This window comes from Prosthecobacter sp., from assembly GCF_044226605.1.
Lineage (GTDB): Bacteria > Verrucomicrobiota > Verrucomicrobiia > Verrucomicrobiales > Verrucomicrobiaceae > Prosthecobacter.
This window is the reverse complement of record NZ_JBGAGS010000003.1, coordinates 57,250-71,197: the sequence shown is the minus strand read 5'-3', so window position 1 is coordinate 71,197 and position 13,948 is coordinate 57,250. Positions and strand designations below refer to the sequence as shown.

Annotated in this window: 13 protein-coding genes; 1 reads left to right on the top strand and 12 read right to left on the bottom strand. The window is 59.8% G+C overall.

The features are described from left to right. Nucleotides 1-5 precede the first annotated feature (5 nt). Genes ACILSO_RS04655 through ACILSO_RS04645 form a run of 3 tightly spaced genes read right to left on the bottom strand, consistent with a single transcriptional unit; the run spans nt 6 to nt 3,378 of the window. Complete coding sequence (locus ACILSO_RS04655) at nt 6-917, bottom strand: peptidylprolyl isomerase (protein ID WP_395736205.1); 912 nt, start codon at nt 915-917, stop codon at nt 6-8. After that, nucleotides 914-1,681 carry a hypothetical protein gene (locus tag ACILSO_RS04650; RefSeq protein WP_395736204.1) on the bottom strand — a complete coding sequence of 256 codons (768 nt, stop codon included), beginning with the start codon at nt 1,679-1,681 and terminating at the stop codon, nt 914-916. Before ACILSO_RS04650 ends, ACILSO_RS04655 begins: the two co-directional genes overlap by 4 nt. A gap of 2 nt (nt 1,682-1,683) precedes the next feature. Continuing rightward, the gene (locus tag ACILSO_RS04645; RefSeq protein ID WP_395736203.1) at nt 1,684-3,378 is read right to left on the bottom strand and encodes a putative porin; all 1,695 of its coding nucleotides are present in this window, start codon (nt 3,376-3,378) and stop codon (nt 1,684-1,686) included. Here ACILSO_RS04645 and ACILSO_RS04640 point away from each other — a divergent pair. Beyond that, nucleotides 3,378-3,626 (top strand): hypothetical protein, encoded by a 249-nt coding sequence (locus ACILSO_RS04640; RefSeq protein WP_395736202.1) that lies wholly within the window; start codon nt 3,378-3,380, stop codon nt 3,624-3,626. The two genes, ACILSO_RS04645 and ACILSO_RS04640, sit on opposite strands and share 1 nt — an antisense overlap. Nucleotides 3,627-3,750: 124 nt before the next feature. Here the strand turns inward: ACILSO_RS04640 and ACILSO_RS04635 are convergent, their stop codons facing one another. The 9 genes from ACILSO_RS04635 to ACILSO_RS04595 form a co-directional block, all read right to left on the bottom strand. Continuing rightward, nucleotides 3,751-4,455, bottom strand: coding sequence for a TonB C-terminal domain-containing protein (locus ACILSO_RS04635; RefSeq protein ID WP_395736201.1), 705 nt, complete (start codon nt 4,453-4,455; stop codon nt 3,751-3,753). 15 nt (nt 4,456-4,470) lie between these two features. After that, nucleotides 4,471-4,875, bottom strand: coding sequence for an ExbD/TolR family protein (locus tag ACILSO_RS04630; protein WP_395736200.1), 405 nt, complete (start codon nt 4,873-4,875; stop codon nt 4,471-4,473). 6 nt (nt 4,876-4,881) lie between these two features. Beyond that, a complete protein-coding gene (locus ACILSO_RS04625) occupies nt 4,882-6,759 on the bottom strand; it encodes a DUF2341 domain-containing protein (RefSeq protein ID WP_395736199.1) in 1,878 nt (625 codons plus the stop codon). A gap of 16 nt (nt 6,760-6,775) precedes the next feature. Beyond that, complete coding sequence (locus ACILSO_RS04620; RefSeq protein ID WP_395736198.1) at nt 6,776-8,317, bottom strand: ShlB/FhaC/HecB family hemolysin secretion/activation protein; 1,542 nt, start codon at nt 8,315-8,317, stop codon at nt 6,776-6,778. A gap of 430 nt (nt 8,318-8,747) precedes the next feature. Continuing rightward, nucleotides 8,748-9,275, bottom strand: a complete 528-nt coding sequence (locus tag ACILSO_RS04615) for a hypothetical protein (RefSeq protein WP_395736197.1) — start codon at nt 9,273-9,275, stop codon at nt 8,748-8,750. A gap of 226 nt (nt 9,276-9,501) precedes the next feature. Beyond that, nucleotides 9,502-11,040, bottom strand: coding sequence for a hypothetical protein (locus tag ACILSO_RS04610; protein ID WP_395736196.1), 1,539 nt, complete (start codon nt 11,038-11,040; stop codon nt 9,502-9,504). Between the two features lie 48 nt (nt 11,041-11,088). Then, nucleotides 11,089-11,910, bottom strand: coding sequence for a PEP-CTERM sorting domain-containing protein (locus ACILSO_RS04605; protein ID WP_395736195.1), 822 nt, complete (start codon nt 11,908-11,910; stop codon nt 11,089-11,091). A gap of 151 nt (nt 11,911-12,061) precedes the next feature. Continuing rightward, entirely contained in the window at nt 12,062-13,204 is a 1,143-nt protein-coding gene (locus ACILSO_RS04600; RefSeq protein ID WP_395736194.1) for a sensor histidine kinase, read from the bottom strand. After that, the gene (locus tag ACILSO_RS04595; protein ID WP_395736193.1) at nt 13,201-13,899 is read right to left on the bottom strand and encodes a response regulator transcription factor; all 699 of its coding nucleotides are present in this window, start codon (nt 13,897-13,899) and stop codon (nt 13,201-13,203) included. Before ACILSO_RS04595 ends, ACILSO_RS04600 begins: the two co-directional genes overlap by 4 nt. Between the last annotated feature and the right edge of the window lie 49 nt (nt 13,900-13,948).

The window sequence follows — 13,948 nt, the reverse complement described above, 5'->3', positions numbered from 1 at the left end:
TCAGTTCAAGGTTTTGCGCCGGAGCCGCCAGAAGTGACCGCGGGCAGGAGCTTAGACAGCGCGAGCTCGTTGATAACGAGGGGGGTATCTTGTAACAGTTTCGACAGATAAGCCTGGGTCTCCGCACGCGTGCGCTCTGCTCGCAGCAGGCGGGTCAGCTCCGGACGCAGCTGCTCCAGCGGCGGCGTGAAAGGCTGGCGCGCATCCAGCACCTTGATAAAATGCCACCCGTCGTCGAGGCGGATCGCTTCTGAGGCCACATTGAATGTGAGAGACGGAAGCTTGGCGAGGATCTCGGGCTGGATCTGCTTTTCAGTGAGCCAGCCGATCTCGCCACCGCGCGCTGCGCTCTCGCGTTCTTCGCTGTATTCACGTGCAATGGCAGCGAAGTCCGCCTTCGGCGCGCGCACGAGTTCGCGCACCTTGTCCAGACGCTCGCGCGCTTTGCTGGCGAGCGCCTTGTCCTGCCCGCGCGGGTCAGATATGTAAACTTGCGCGAGATGAAATGTCTGCGGCACCATCAGGCTGGCACGGCGTGCCTCGTAGGCGGCACGCAGTTCGGCGTCATTGGGGTAGCTGTCCGGCGGACGGGAGACGGATTTCAAATAGGAGTCCGTGATGGCGACTTCGCGTGCATGGCGGATGCGCTCGATGACTTCGGGCTGTTCATCCCACTTCTTTTCAAGCGCCTGCTGCAACACAAGACGCTGCACAACGAGGGACCGCACGAGCTTGTTCAGCGCGGCGGGATCCCGGCTGAGAGACTGGATTTCAGCATCCGACAAACTGCTCAGCGCCGGACGGATGTCCTCCACCAGCACATCTTTGCCACCGGCACGCCCCAGCACTCCGCCCTCCTGGGCCAGCAGAGGGGAGCAGGCGAGAAGCAAGGCCAGAATGGGGGTGCGGCGCATCATGGTTTGGCTTTCTTGCTCGCAGTGGACGCCGTCGCTGGTTTTTGCACTGCCGCCGCTTCTGCCTTGCTAACCGGCACATTCCTGCCCCCTCCGTTTGCAGGGGCAGCCTTTGAATCCTCCGGTTTGATTTTATTGTCCATGAGCTTGTCCTGATACTCCTGCACAAGACTTTCCATTTTCACGCGGGTGAGGCGCGTGAAGGGCTCGCGTGCGGTCAAAGCAGTGCCGAGGCCGAAGTTTTCGTAGCGGGTCAGCACCTCGGTACCGGCCTTGTAAAGCTCCTCGTTTTTACGGCGGTAGTCGGCCACACGCCGATCAAGGATGACGACCTTGTCCGCGAGCTTGGCGTTGTCGGCATCCCTGGCATTTTTAGCGTCCTCCACCTTCTTGTAGCCGGCCTTCCACTGGGAGAGGGATTCATTGAGGCGCGCGACTTCGAGGGTCTGCTCCTCATTTTTCTCTTTGAGGTCAGCGATGGTTTTCTCAGAGGCGGTGCGCTCCCTGGCATTGAGCTTGGTGAGATCTTCAAGCTTTTTGGCAAGATCGGCGTTCTTCGCCTCGAGATCGACTTTCTCAGCCTGGACGGCGGCAAGATCGGCATCGCTCTTTTGCTTCTGGATGGTGATGGTTCGAAGCTGTTCGCGAACGCGCTTGAGCATGGCCATGGCGGGGTCCGCCTCTTCGGCAGCTTGGATAGAATGCACGGCAAGCAGGCTCACGGCGAGGAGCGGGCCGAGGCAGATGGATTTAAAGGGAGTGGTCATGGTTAGAAACGAACGCTGAGGTCAAACATGAAAACGTCTGCATTGAGAGTGGGACCGGCGGCCTGGGTGGCGCTCATCCAACTGACGCCAACGCGGGCCGAACGGGAGAGAGCCATGGCTGCGGAAAGGGTGTAGCCTTTCATGTTGGTGCCACCGCCACCGAAGTTGGAGTCAGTGAAGGCGTCCATGACGGCGTCTGAGCCGAGGTAGCGGTAGCTGAGGCTGGTGGTCCAGTCACCGCGCTTCTCGAAGACCGGCTTGCCTGTGGTGATTCCGAGGTACCAGGCGGTGTCGCTGCCTGCGAAGGCACCGAGACCGCCGCCACTGCGGTTGTTCACGGCGACGCTGTTGATGGCGGCCTTGTTAAAGGCAAGGTTCTTCACGTATTCACCAACCAGCGAGATCTGCATCGGCTCGTAATGATTGAAATCAATGCGGCCGTTGAGGGCGAGGTTCTGAAATCCGGTGGCCAGGCCGTAATACTGGAACTGGTTGGTGGTGCCAAAGCCGTTGAGGGCTGTCGGCGTGATATTGCGCAGAGGCATGTAGGTGTTCCCTTTCTGCGCAAAGAGCGGGCGGCGGTTGTCCGTGCTTCCCGCATCAGTGGCATTGAGAGGCACAAAAGGATTGGAAAGCTTGCCAGAGACGTTCTGGAAGTAGTAGTAAGCGGCTCCAAATTTGGCCTCGATTTTCTTGGTGGGTTTGAACTCGACGCCCACCTGGGCGGCGTAGAGATACTTGTCCGTGCTGGAGATCTTGGCGGCGGAGTTGTCCGGGAAGTTGAGATCGGTGTTGAAGATGGGGAACAGGCCGCCATTAAGAAAGGCGGTCATGCCGGTGGAGACTTCATAGCGGCCTTTGAACGCGACACCGTCAAAGCCGACGTCTTCATCCCACTGGAGCTCGCTGACCGTGAAGAAGGGATTGTCAAAACGCCCCACCAGGATGCTGAATCCGTTGTTCGCGTCCGTGCTGTTTTGATATTTGATGAAGGCGCGGTCCAGCCAGAGGTTGTACTTGCTGAAGTTGCCCCCCTGGTTGCTGCCAGCGCCACCCACAGCACCCACGGCCTGGTTCGTGCTGACAGGAGAGTTTGTCTGGCCGGAGGCCATGCGGAAGCCGGCGGTGAAGCCGTCTTCGAGATCGATGTCAAAACCAATGCGGGCGCGCATGAGCATGCGGTTGCGGTTTTGATTCACGTTCAGCTGGGGTGCGAGCACCGCGCCTGTAGTGTCAAAGGGTGCGCCACTGTTGATGGCGACGAAATTGGGGAACACGCCAGAGACATCGTTGCCCGTGGGAAAGGTGAAGCCCTGATACTGGGAGCGGAGGTCGCCAAAGATCTTGATGCGCCGTGTCCACTCGGGGATCTCATTGGGTGCGGCCCAGTTTTCACGCCTGGCCTGGGCCAGCACTTCATCCTTGAGCTGATCGCGGATCTGATCCTTCACGGTTTCCGGCACATAGGTCACGCGATATTCATCTTCAGTGGCGGGAGGCACTGGAGCTGAAGCGACAGCCGCCTGCTGCATCTGCGAAGCAACCGCGGCCTGTGTTTCCGCAAGAGTCTGGGCCTGGCTGCGCGCCATTTGCGCATCCGCTTCTGCGAGCTTGATCAAGTCAGCCGCATCCTGCTGAGTGAGAGCACCGCGCTGCACGAGGCGGTTAATGAGATTGATGGTGACGTTTTCTGACAATGATGCAGAGGGACGCGGCGCGATGGCTCCCGGTGCAGGAAGCAGCGGCGAGTCAGCAGCCGGTGCCGGTGCCGGTGCCGGTGCCGGTGCCGGTGCAGGTGCCGGTGCCGGTGCCGGTGCAGGTGCCGGTGCCGGTGCCGGTGCCGGTGCAGGTGCAGGTGCAGGTGCAGGTGCAGGTGCAGGTGCAGGTGCAGGCGCGGGCTCTGCCTCGGCAAACAACGGGAGTGGCAGGGCGGGCTCCAACTTAGATGGGGGTTCCGCAGGCAGGAGGCCACAGGTGCCGAGAGAGACGGCGGCACAAATGCGACGGAGCTTGGCACGGGACTGGCGGGATGCGCGCAGCATGAGATGTGAGAGGGAGATCAAGCGGGATCAGGATTTGCGCGCGGTGATGCGCAGGTTGATGGGCAGAGGCATGTCTGAGGGGGGGGGCTCATTGAGCACGAGGCCGGTGAGAACTTGATTTTTGATGGCGTCGTCGATCGCGGGATCGCCCGTGCTGCCACCGAGGGTAACTTTGGTGATGCGACCTGTGGAGTCCGGCCAGATGCGCACCGTGATCACCGCATTGGCTTTGCGGGTGAGCTTGTTGCTGCGGAGAGCCTCGGAGACGCGGTTCTGCACAGCGCCGGCATACCAGCCCCACTTGCTGCCGCCTTTGCGACCGGAGCCACCGATGCCACTTCCGCCCCCGCCGCCGCCGCCAAGCCCCAGTCCGCTTCCATTGCCGCCGCCGATGGCGGTGCCGAGGGGTTCATCCGCAGGCTTGTCCACGGGTTTATCAGGCTTTGCTTCGTCTGGCTTGACCTCTTCCTGAGCGACCATTTCGGGCTCCTTTTCCTCTTCTTTCTCAGGCGGGGGCTCCTCCTTGGGCTTGGGAGGAGGGGGCGGCGTTGGCGGGGGTGGCGGCGGAATAAAAATGTTTACCATTTCCATCTTCTGCTTTGGCGCGGCCTTCGAAGGCTTGTGATTGGCCGCAAAGTAGCCGCCACCGGCGAGCACGAGGCCGCCGAGGATGATCATGAAGAGGTTGCGTTTGAAGAATCCTGGTTCGTCGTCGTTTAGAGTGGGTTTCATGACGGGATGCGGGGGTTATTTTTTCGGAGCCTGGGTGGCGAGACCGATGTTGGTGAAGCCGGCGCGACCGATCGCGGTGAGCACATCCATGATGGTCTGGTAGGGCGTGCCGGTGCTGCCGCGGACAACCACGGGCGAGTCCGGAGTGGTGCCATGCAGGGCCTCCAGCATGGTAGAAAGTTCGTCGAGGGTGACGGCCTTGGCGTTGAGCTTGATGTTGCCCTGGTCATCCACGGTGACGGCCTGCATCTTTGGTCCTTCAATGGGTTTGGAAGTGGAGGGGCCGCCGCGCGGGAGATTGACCTTGACCCCCTGCACCCCGGCGGTGGTCATGATGATGAAGATCAGCAGCAGCACGAGGTAGAGGTCCACCATCGGTGTGACGTTGATGTCATCGTAGGATTTGTTGTCGGCCTGCATGTGCGGTTACTCCTTGTAGTGTTCGGCCATCTTGGTGACGAACTCGTCGATGAAGGTCTCCATGTTGGAGACGACGTCCTTGATGCGTGAGCTGAGGTAGCTGTAGATGAACAGCGCCGGGATGGCCACGGCCAGACCGGCCACGGTGGCCAGCAGAGCACCGGCGATACCGGGGGCGATGGAGTTCACCTCCACCTCGCCCGACTTGGCGATGACGGCGAAGGTGATCATCACCCCGATCACCGTGCCAAGAAGGCCGAGGTAAGGACCGCCGGCGATGCCAATGGTGAGGAAAACCAGCTTGCCATTGAGCTTCTGCACCTCGCGCACCATGCCACCGTGCAACGTGGCCTTGATGGCTTGGATTGAACGCCCGGAGAGGCCCATAACCCTGGCCTCCTTTTTTTCCTGCGGATTGAAGGTGACCTGGCGAAAGGTCTTCATGCGGTTGCTGATCTCCTGCGCACCAAGGTGGTAGAGCTGATACAGCGGGGACTGGCGCATGAGCTTCTGCATCTTGGAGCTGACGCTGCCGCCGATGTTTTTGACGCTCTCGGCATCTTCTGTGTCGATGGCTGTGAGATCGGCGGCGATGGTCTCCCAGCGCTTCATGAACTCCTTGGAGGCTTTCTCAATGGTATTGAGATACATGACCTTCCCTGCGGCGATGATCCAGCCAACGATGGCTAGAACGGTGCAGAGGAAGATGACCACCCAGCCGTCGAAAGTGAGGTCTTTGGAGATGTCCGTGATCAGGGAGAGATGCTTCATGATCTCGCCCTCCTCCTCATGCTCGGAGGATTCATCAGCACCAATGCTTAGGAGCTTGGAGGAGTCTGCGGTGGTGCCCTGGTTGGCAGCGGCGAACTGGATGAAGCCGGCGGGGCGCGCGGTCTTGGCAATCTGGAGTTCATCGATCTCACCGGTGAAACCGTTGAAGCTGGTGGCGGAGGGAGAGGTGTCTTTGTCGATCTCCGCCGGGGTCTTGATGGAAGGCATGGCGGCGGACACAGCTCCGTAAGATTTGCCGTCGAGATAAACGGTGACGTTTCCGGCATCCGCCACGGCGGCGACGTGATGCCAGCCCCCCGCTGCGATGGGCGCGCCGTCACTGCTGCGCTGCTTGTTGATCTCCACAAACGGGATGCCGTTGTTCAGGCCGAGGATGAAGACATTGAGACCGTCGCGGCGGCTGAAGATGACGGCATTGGGCTGCAGTGCGCTGGGCTTGATCCAGGCGGACACGGTCACGGGAGCGCCAGGGGCAAACTCTGGCAGCGGTGGCGCAGGAACCTTGATCGCCGCCTGCCCGAAGACGCGAAGGCCGCTGGCGACGAGGGAGGCCGGCGCTGCGGCTGGCGCCCCTTCAGCATTGGCGCCGGAGGCAGAAGAATCGGTGCCGGTCTTCGCCCCATCGCCGAAGTGATACACCAGCGTGGTGTTGGGGTCGTAGGTCTCCTTGGCGGCTTCGGGCGCTGGAGCTTCGGCATTGCCATAATAGAGCCAGATGGTGGTGGCCTTGGAAGGGGCCAGATCGGGCACCTGCACCCAAACATAGCCTTCTTGCAGGAGAGAGTCCCATTTCTCAACATGGTGCTTCAGTTCCGTCTTGTGATCGTCCGCCACAAATCGGAGATCGCTGCCGTCTTCGCGTGAGTTCATGAAGGAGAAAGCGCCTTCATGGAGGCGGATAAGGACGGCAGAAGTACCGATGGGCTCGGCGATGGGAAGGCCTTTGCCCGTGGTATCAATGTCGATCTTTTTGCGGAGGGTCCACTTGTCATTCCACCAAGCCTTTTCGGCGGCATGGACTGAGGGAGCGACAGAACAGAGCGCAGTGGAGAAGAGCAGCAGTGCGGAGAGCAGAGGGAGGTGCTTGGTCATTGGGGAAGAGAAAAATTTAGAAGTCGAACCACAGGCGGAAGCGCATGTAGAGGTCGTTCGAAATGGCGTGCGGCTGAGTGATGAGGGGCATGGCGAGATCCACGGAGCCATGCATATGCTGCTTCACACGGACGCGTGTGCCGACTCCGGTGCTGGCGAGGTCATAGCGGCTCGTCTGCGCAGGCAGCGGATTGTTGATCATGACACGGCCGCCTTCCAGGAAGGCGTAGAAGCGCCACTCGTCGGGGCTGTTTTTGTCCGAGGTGCCGATGAGCGTGGGGCTCCGCAGCTCCGCGCTGCCGATAATGCCGCTGTCTCCCAGTTGAGTGGCCTCAAGGTAGCCGCGCACGGTGCTCATGCCGCCGATGGCAATCTGCTCGGTATTGATGAGAGAGGAGCCGGAGGCCTGGCCCTGGATCTTGGCAAAAGCCTGAAAGCCCCCCGGCAGATCCTGCGTGTGGGAGACGTCTCCGCGCACATAGAAGAAGCCGTCGTCCGCAAGGTAGCGCCGGTTGGCAAACTGCTGGCGCGTGCCCATGCCACGGAGGTGAAACGTCGCACCGAGATTGAAGTCGGTGAAGCTTTTTTCCCGCACCTTTCCAGCGCTGTAAGCCAGCGTGAAGGGATAGTAGGTTACAGGGGCGGAAGTGGTGACGCCTGCGGTGATGATGTCCTGGCCGAAGCGCTTGTAGTCCATGCCAAAGCTGAGGGACTGGAAGTAGCCGCTCTCATACGGAAGCTGCTTCATGAAGCGAAAGCCGAGAATCTCGCCACGACCCGCCACCGCGCCGCCGCCGAGCGTGGAGACATTGCTGTCCTGCTTGGTGCCGTTGAGCATGAAGCTCAGACCTTCACGACCAGGAACTGGCATCATGTAGTAGCCGGAATAGATGCTGGCGTCCTTGGTGCGCTCCGGCGCCACCTGATAGCTCAGCCCAAGCGTGTGCCCCAGCTGCCAGAGATTGCCATAGCTCAGCGAGGCATTGATGCGGTACTGCGTGGTGTTGGCGTTGTAGCGGTTGTTTAGCTCGATGCTGCCGTGTGCGGGTGACTTGTCGGCAACGATGAGATCGATGTCCACGGTGCCGGGCTCCACCACCTTCAGCTCGGGCGTGACCTTGCGGTCACGCCACTGGTTGAGGGCCACGATGTCCTTCTTCACATCGTTAAAATTTGGCACCACACCCTCCTGCATCGAAGGGGCATGTTTCTTGATCTCGCTGGGGAGGTACCATTTGGCACCTTTCACGCGCAGGCGGCGCACCGGGGCCTCGACGACCTGCATGAAGATGACGCCGCCTTTCGCATCTTGCTGCGGCACTTCAACGACCACGGTTTGATACCCGAGGTCCTTGTAGGCCTTTTCCAAAGCCTGGCGTGCCTGCTCCACATCCTGCTCACCGCGACGCGGGCCGAGGAAGGGATACACAGCTTTTTCGATTTCGCGCTGCGGGAGCTTTTTTGAGCCACGGACTCGGTACTCGCGAATGAAGATGTTTCCAAGGACTGGCTCCGCAGGAGCTGAATCCGCTGCTGCAACAACCATTCGCACCGTCATGGCAACAAGACATGCCGAGCACCATATCGCCTGCCTGCAAGACAGAGAAAGACGCTGGATGAGTTTGGTTGAAGAAGGGCGCATGCAGGCTCGGTAAAAATGACGAGCCCTTTATTTGTCCAGCTAGCAGCAGCCTCAAGACACGCAGCGTTACGATTGTGTCACGCTTGAAAGGAGATCTGAATCTCCATGCGGTTAAAACGCGATTTTCGGTTACAATTCCGCCACTTAGAGAGCTCGGAAGCACTTATGAATCGCGATTTTGATGTTATAGGAAACCGCCAAACCCCGACATACCAAGCGGTTTTTTAGCCACGATTGCGCACCCATTCAAATCTCTCATGCAGCGAATTAGAACTGAAGCACTCCCCCTCACCAGCTGTTGGTTGCCAGCATTCACAGCCGCTCCATTGCCCTTTCTCGCAAAAGATCAACGTACGCGCGATGCCTGCAAAAGATAAGAGTTGAACCGGTTCCAGCCGAGCAGCGCGCGGAGTTTGTCGTCAGCCGACGGCTGCGCTTCTGCCCAGCGTTCGGCATACTGGGGATCGTTGGGATTTTGCTGGCCCACTGCCTTGGTGAAACTGGTGCGCAGGCGGTCGATACCCGCGACTTCCTGGCTCGTGAGATTGAGAGCCGCGATGTTAATGTTGCTAAAGACGAGCGGGAGCTTGATGACGGGCGCGGCAGCTGGAACCATTCCGACCACTTCAGCGATCGATGCACTGGAGCCGGGCACATTGCCGGCGACTGGCTGCGTCGTTGGAACATTCACCGGAACAGCAGAAAAAGAGTTGTCGCTGGAAACGGAGACCAGCTGCGATGCAGATGAATGCAGGTCAGAGGCATTCACGGCAAGGGCATAGCCGGCGGAAGGTGGTACAGAAACTTTGGAATGAACGGCGGTGCTGTTTTCGAGCAAAGCTGGCGGCGTTTGAGCGATGCCATGTGGCTGCATGAATCCAGCAGCCAAAGATCCCCGCGGACAGCCCATGCGAAATCCAGCGTACGCAGACGAGAAGAGGAGCAGGGCGAAGCAGAGGGCTTGTGCAAATGGCGAATGCTGCAGCCTTGGCTGGGACGTCAAGTTCATGGGAGAGAAGGCGGTAATAAAGAAGCCGGTGCGGAGAGAAATCTCCGCACCGGCCTGTGATTGAATCAAAGCATTGCTGCCGTGTCGTGCATTAGAAGCCCACTTTGGGTTTAACCACACCGCCATCGGTCTGGCGGGCAACTTTCAGTGAGGTCGAGTTAAGTCCCAGACCAGCAGAGAAGTAGTCCACGTTCTTCACCTGATTGGTGAGGGCGGTGTAGTAATTGAACTTGGAGAGGTCCGCGCCGGTGGAACTGCCGTCCACGCCGGGCTTCAGCGTGGTGTATTCATAGCCCCAGAGGGTATAGGCACCGTTCCAGATGCTGGCAGGCAGGATGATGGAAGTGGCGATGGTGGCCGTGGTGCTGGAAGCGGTTGCGTTGGCGCTGACGGTGATGGTCTTGCCAGCGCTGTCGATGGAGACGATCGTGCTGTCAGCGGGGATCTGGCCGGTGGCGCAGCGAACGAGCTGACCGACGACGAGGCTGTTGAGCTGAGCAGTAGTGGCGGAGGGGATGGAGACGACAGCGCTGCCACTGGTGGTGGTGCAGTTGGTGGTGAAGGTGAGGGCCTGGCCGCCGAAGGCGCTGGCACCATTGTACTTCAGGTAGCGAGGGGCGTTCGAGGCACCAGGAACGATGCTTGCATTGACACTTGTGCCTGCGCCATTGACCGCACGATTGGCATCGCCTTCGCCCAGATAGCTGAGGAAGCAGGCATTGCGAGTGGTGATGCCGTTGGTGTTGGACACCTGACCGCTCAGATAGCGAAGGTTGTCAGCAAGGGTGCCGCCGCTGGCTTCGCCGTTGTTGCCAGCTGCCACTGGGAAAAGAGGGTCGGTGGCAGTGTCTTCCGGGGTAAGCTCGACAGCAGTGATGGTCTGGGACGGGTCGGTGCCGGTGGTCGCGTTCTTGCGATACTGCACAGCCGTGGTGGTGATACCCACGCTGCTTTCAGCGAAGCAATCAATACGCGTGCCGGAGAAGGGATCGCGGCCGAAAGCATACACCAGCGTGCCACCGAGGTTGGGAGCGTCTGCGGGATTGTTGGTGAACAAGGCAGCCGAGAGGTAGCCGGTGGTAAACAGAGCGTTTGCCTGCTGGGAGGTGATGCCGGTGATGGCAGCCGGAGCGCTGCCGCTGATGACAAAGGAGAACGGAATGATGCCGACCTTGGTGGCCGTCAGGGTGTTGTCCGTATAGATGGTGGAGTCCTGAGTGTTATCAGCGAAGGCGATGTCTGGAGGGGAGATATCGTCCGTGGCGGCATTGTCCAGAGCAGCACCGGAAGTGCCACCGGTGCTGGTGGTGGTGGTGTCCTTAAGCCAGCGGATGCTGCTTTGGTTGCTGACGTCGCGAATGCCGGCAGCGGAACCTGACCAGTTGGTCTTGACGGTGGTCACACCCGAGATTCCGGAGACCGTTCCTTTGAAGATGGAGTATGTCGTGCCGCTGAATGAGGTGCCACTGTAGGCGTAGGTAACGCCTGCGCTGTAAAGGTTTTTGATGGCGCTCATGGCACCAGACCGAAAGGCGGTGGAGCCAGTGATGCGGATGGTGACGTCAGCGGACGCCGGGGTCGCCAGCAGCAGGGCTGCGGCGGCAGAGAATATAGGAAGACTAAGTTTCATGGATAGGATTTGAAGGAATGTTGGGAATTTTACAGATGGAACGATGGCTTAAGCGGCGACACGCGCCGGACGACGGCGGCGAAGCATGAAGGCGCTGAGACCGAGGGCCATGAAGGCGGCACGGCCGGGCTCAGGAGCTGCCGCCACATTGGAGGTAAAGCTGATGCCGCCCGTGCTGGAAATGCTGAAGGTGCCTTCGATGGAACCGAAGGTGCCGCCACCATTGATGTTGTCTGCCACTGCACGGGACAGGTCCAGTTTGGAAGTGGCGCTGACTGCCTGTTCAAGGCTGGTGCCCCAGACACCGCTGTACCCAAAGTCAGAGCCCACGCCGGTGCCAGACTTGCCCCAGGTGCCTGCGGTGGTGTTGGATTGGATCAGTGCGACGTTGTCCGTGATGGTCTTGCCCGCATAAGTGGTGGCAAGGTTGTTGATGCCGGTGGTGGCGGTGGCCTGGGTACCGTTGTCCAGCTGTTCATAGCCAGCGGTGTTCAGCCCGCTGGTCTGCTTGAGCGAGGAGTAAAGGGTGTTGGACGGATCTCCACCGACTGCGGCTGCGCCCGTGGTGCCTACAATCGCCCACTTCACGGAGCCGTCGGTGTACCAGTTCGGACCAAACTGAGCAGCAAGGTCCGCGTCCAAACCAGCAGTGCCGAGCACCGGATTGAGCGTGCCGGTGGCATCACGGTAAAGGGAGGCCTGACCGATGTCGATGACGAGGCTGTTGGTGGAAGCGCCCGTTCCTGTTTGACGGAAGCCCAGAAGCAGGTCCCCGGCTGTGTATGTGGTCGCCGCGTTGACCGCGGTGGAGGCGAAGGCCATTCCGGCGGCTGCCAGAAGGGTGATCGCTTTCTTTGGATTGAACATCATGTGTAGGTGGAGTTGGTGAGGAGGTTTGCTTCCCCAAAGGCTTGCCTCGGGAAAGCGACGGATGCTGCCACCCCTGCCCTGCTCCGACTACCAATCCACTGTCACAATTTCGTTGCCCTCAAACACAGTGAAATGAACCCGCGCAAAGACCTCATTCTCCCAGTGCCAGAGGGACGCGAATGATAAAAACAGTGCGGCGGCCTGGCTGGCTTTCCAGCTCAATGGAACCGCCGTGCGCCTCCACGGCGCGTTTGACAATGGACAGACCGAGACCGGAGCCCTTCGTCTCCTGCCTGGACTCGCTGGCGCAGCGGTAGAAGCGCTTGAACACGAAAGGCGCATCTGATGCGGAGATGCCTACCCCGTCATCTTCGACGGAGAGGATGCACTCGTGCTTTGTCCACCGGCCGGAGAGCTTCAGATGCAGCCCGGTGCGTGGATTTTCTTTGAGCGATTTCTCGATCAAATTGGTGAAGATTTGATCCCAGTAAAATCGCTCTCCCGCCAGAAGGCCGCCATCGGGAGGGAAGTCCAACGTGATGACCGGCTGCCGCACCTCGATGAGCGGGGTGAGATGCTCGAGCGCATCCTGCACACAGGCTCGCACGAGAAAGACCTCCGTTTTCAGTGGTTCATCCTGGGCTTCCATCCGGGAAATGGTGAGCATGTCTTCAATGATGCGCATCATCCGGCGGCTGTGCTTCTCCATGACGTCCAGACAGCGCACCAGCGAATGTGGATTTTTAATCATGCCGCTCTTCAGCGTCTCGATGTAACCATGAATGAGCGAGAGAGGGGTGCGCAGTTCGTGTCCAACGCTGGTGACAAAATCACGGCGCGTCTGCTGCGTAAGATGGCGCTCGGTGTGGTCCTCGACCATCACCCAAATACCGCTGCGGTCCCCTTCGCTCCACGGAGCGGCGCAGAGGCGGTAGTGGTGCTCATGATTCCACTCTCCCAGGTAAGGCAGCGTGAGGCGCATTTCCGTCTCCGTGCGTGACCGCTTTTTACGTGCTTCGTGGATGATGCGTTCCAGTGCCTCGAGACCCGCCGCATTCCCTAGGGTGGCGCCGACTTCCAGCTGGTAGGGGAGGAACATCACGTTCATCGCCAGGTTCACAAAAAGGATGACGCCTGTCATATCGACCACCAGGATGCCCTGGTGGGATTCATTCAGCAGAGAGCCGAACAGACGGCAGTCGTCCTGCATGCACATCGGAGCAGCTGCCTCCAGCTGCCCTGTTTTCCACTCTGTGCCAGGCAGCGCTCCGGCACTCAGCATCTTCGTGGTCATGTGTCCGCCATCTCCCCGACCACGCTGTGAAACAAATACCCTTGCCGCCGCAAGGTGCCAATATGCCTGCCATGATCTCCCAGTTTGTCACGCAGGCGCTTGATGTGCGTATCGAGCGTGCGCGAGTGAGTGTCGTCCGCGTAGCCCCACACCGCGCTGAGAAGTTCTCCACGCGAGTGGATGACGTCCGGATTGGCCATCAGCGTGGTGATCAATTTCAATTCCGTGATGGTAAGCTCCACCAGTTTCCCATTGATGGAGAGAGACATGTTTTTGCGGTCCAGCAGAAATTCCCCAATGCGCTGCTCTGCCAGCATGACGACCTTCTGGGATCGGCGCAGAACGGCACCAATACGGAGCATGAGCTCGCGCGGACTGAAGGGCTTGGTGAGATAGTCGTCCGCCCCGCTCTCCAGACCGGCGATGCGGTCATTCGTCTGCGCACGCGCGGTGAGCATGATGACGGGAATGTGGCGCGTGCGCGTGTCCGCGCGCAGCCGGCGGTGCACCTGCACGCCGTCGATTCCCGGCAGCATGATGTCCAGCACGATGAGATCCGGAGCTCCCTTCACGGCCATGGGCAGCACCTCAAGGCCATTGCCTGCGGACTCGACTTCGTGGCCTTCGCGTTGCAGATGAAGGCTCACAAGATCGACAATGTCCTTCTCGTCATCGACAACTAGGATTTTGCTCATGTGTGGGTGACGGGATTGTGACGACAGGAATGAAGCGCTGCCAAAGACA

What these genes read in the sequence shown, in the direction of transcription:
- ACILSO_RS04655 (WP_395736205.1), bottom strand. Translation starts at nt 917, where the DNA reads ATGATGCGCCGCACCCCCATTCTGGCCTTGCTTCTCGCCTGCTCCCCT.
- ACILSO_RS04650 (WP_395736204.1), bottom strand. Translation starts at nt 1,681, where the DNA reads ATGACCACTCCCTTTAAATCCATCTGCCTCGGCCCGCTCCTCGCCGTG.
- ACILSO_RS04640 (WP_395736202.1), top strand. Translation starts at nt 3,378, where the DNA reads ATGATGCAGAGGGACGCGGCGCGATGGCTCCCGGTGCAGGAAGCAGCG.
- ACILSO_RS04635 (WP_395736201.1), bottom strand. Translation starts at nt 4,455, where the DNA reads ATGAAACCCACTCTAAACGACGACGAACCAGGATTCTTCAAACGCAAC.
- ACILSO_RS04630 (WP_395736200.1), bottom strand. Translation starts at nt 4,875, where the DNA reads ATGCAGGCCGACAACAAATCCTACGATGACATCAACGTCACACCGATG.
- ACILSO_RS04625 (WP_395736199.1), bottom strand. Translation starts at nt 6,759, where the DNA reads ATGACCAAGCACCTCCCTCTGCTCTCCGCACTGCTGCTCTTCTCCACT.
- ACILSO_RS04620 (WP_395736198.1), bottom strand. Translation starts at nt 8,317, where the DNA reads ATGACGGTGCGAATGGTTGTTGCAGCAGCGGATTCAGCTCCTGCGGAG.
- ACILSO_RS04615 (WP_395736197.1), bottom strand. Translation starts at nt 9,275, where the DNA reads ATGCAGCCACATGGCATCGCTCAAACGCCGCCAGCTTTGCTCGAAAAC.
- ACILSO_RS04610 (WP_395736196.1), bottom strand. Translation starts at nt 11,040, where the DNA reads ATGAAACTTAGTCTTCCTATATTCTCTGCCGCCGCAGCCCTGCTGCTG.
- ACILSO_RS04605 (WP_395736195.1), bottom strand. Translation starts at nt 11,910, where the DNA reads ATGATGTTCAATCCAAAGAAAGCGATCACCCTTCTGGCAGCCGCCGGA.
- ACILSO_RS04600 (WP_395736194.1), bottom strand. Translation starts at nt 13,204, where the DNA reads ATGACCACGAAGATGCTGAGTGCCGGAGCGCTGCCTGGCACAGAGTGG.
- ACILSO_RS04595 (WP_395736193.1), bottom strand. Translation starts at nt 13,899, where the DNA reads ATGAGCAAAATCCTAGTTGTCGATGACGAGAAGGACATTGTCGATCTT.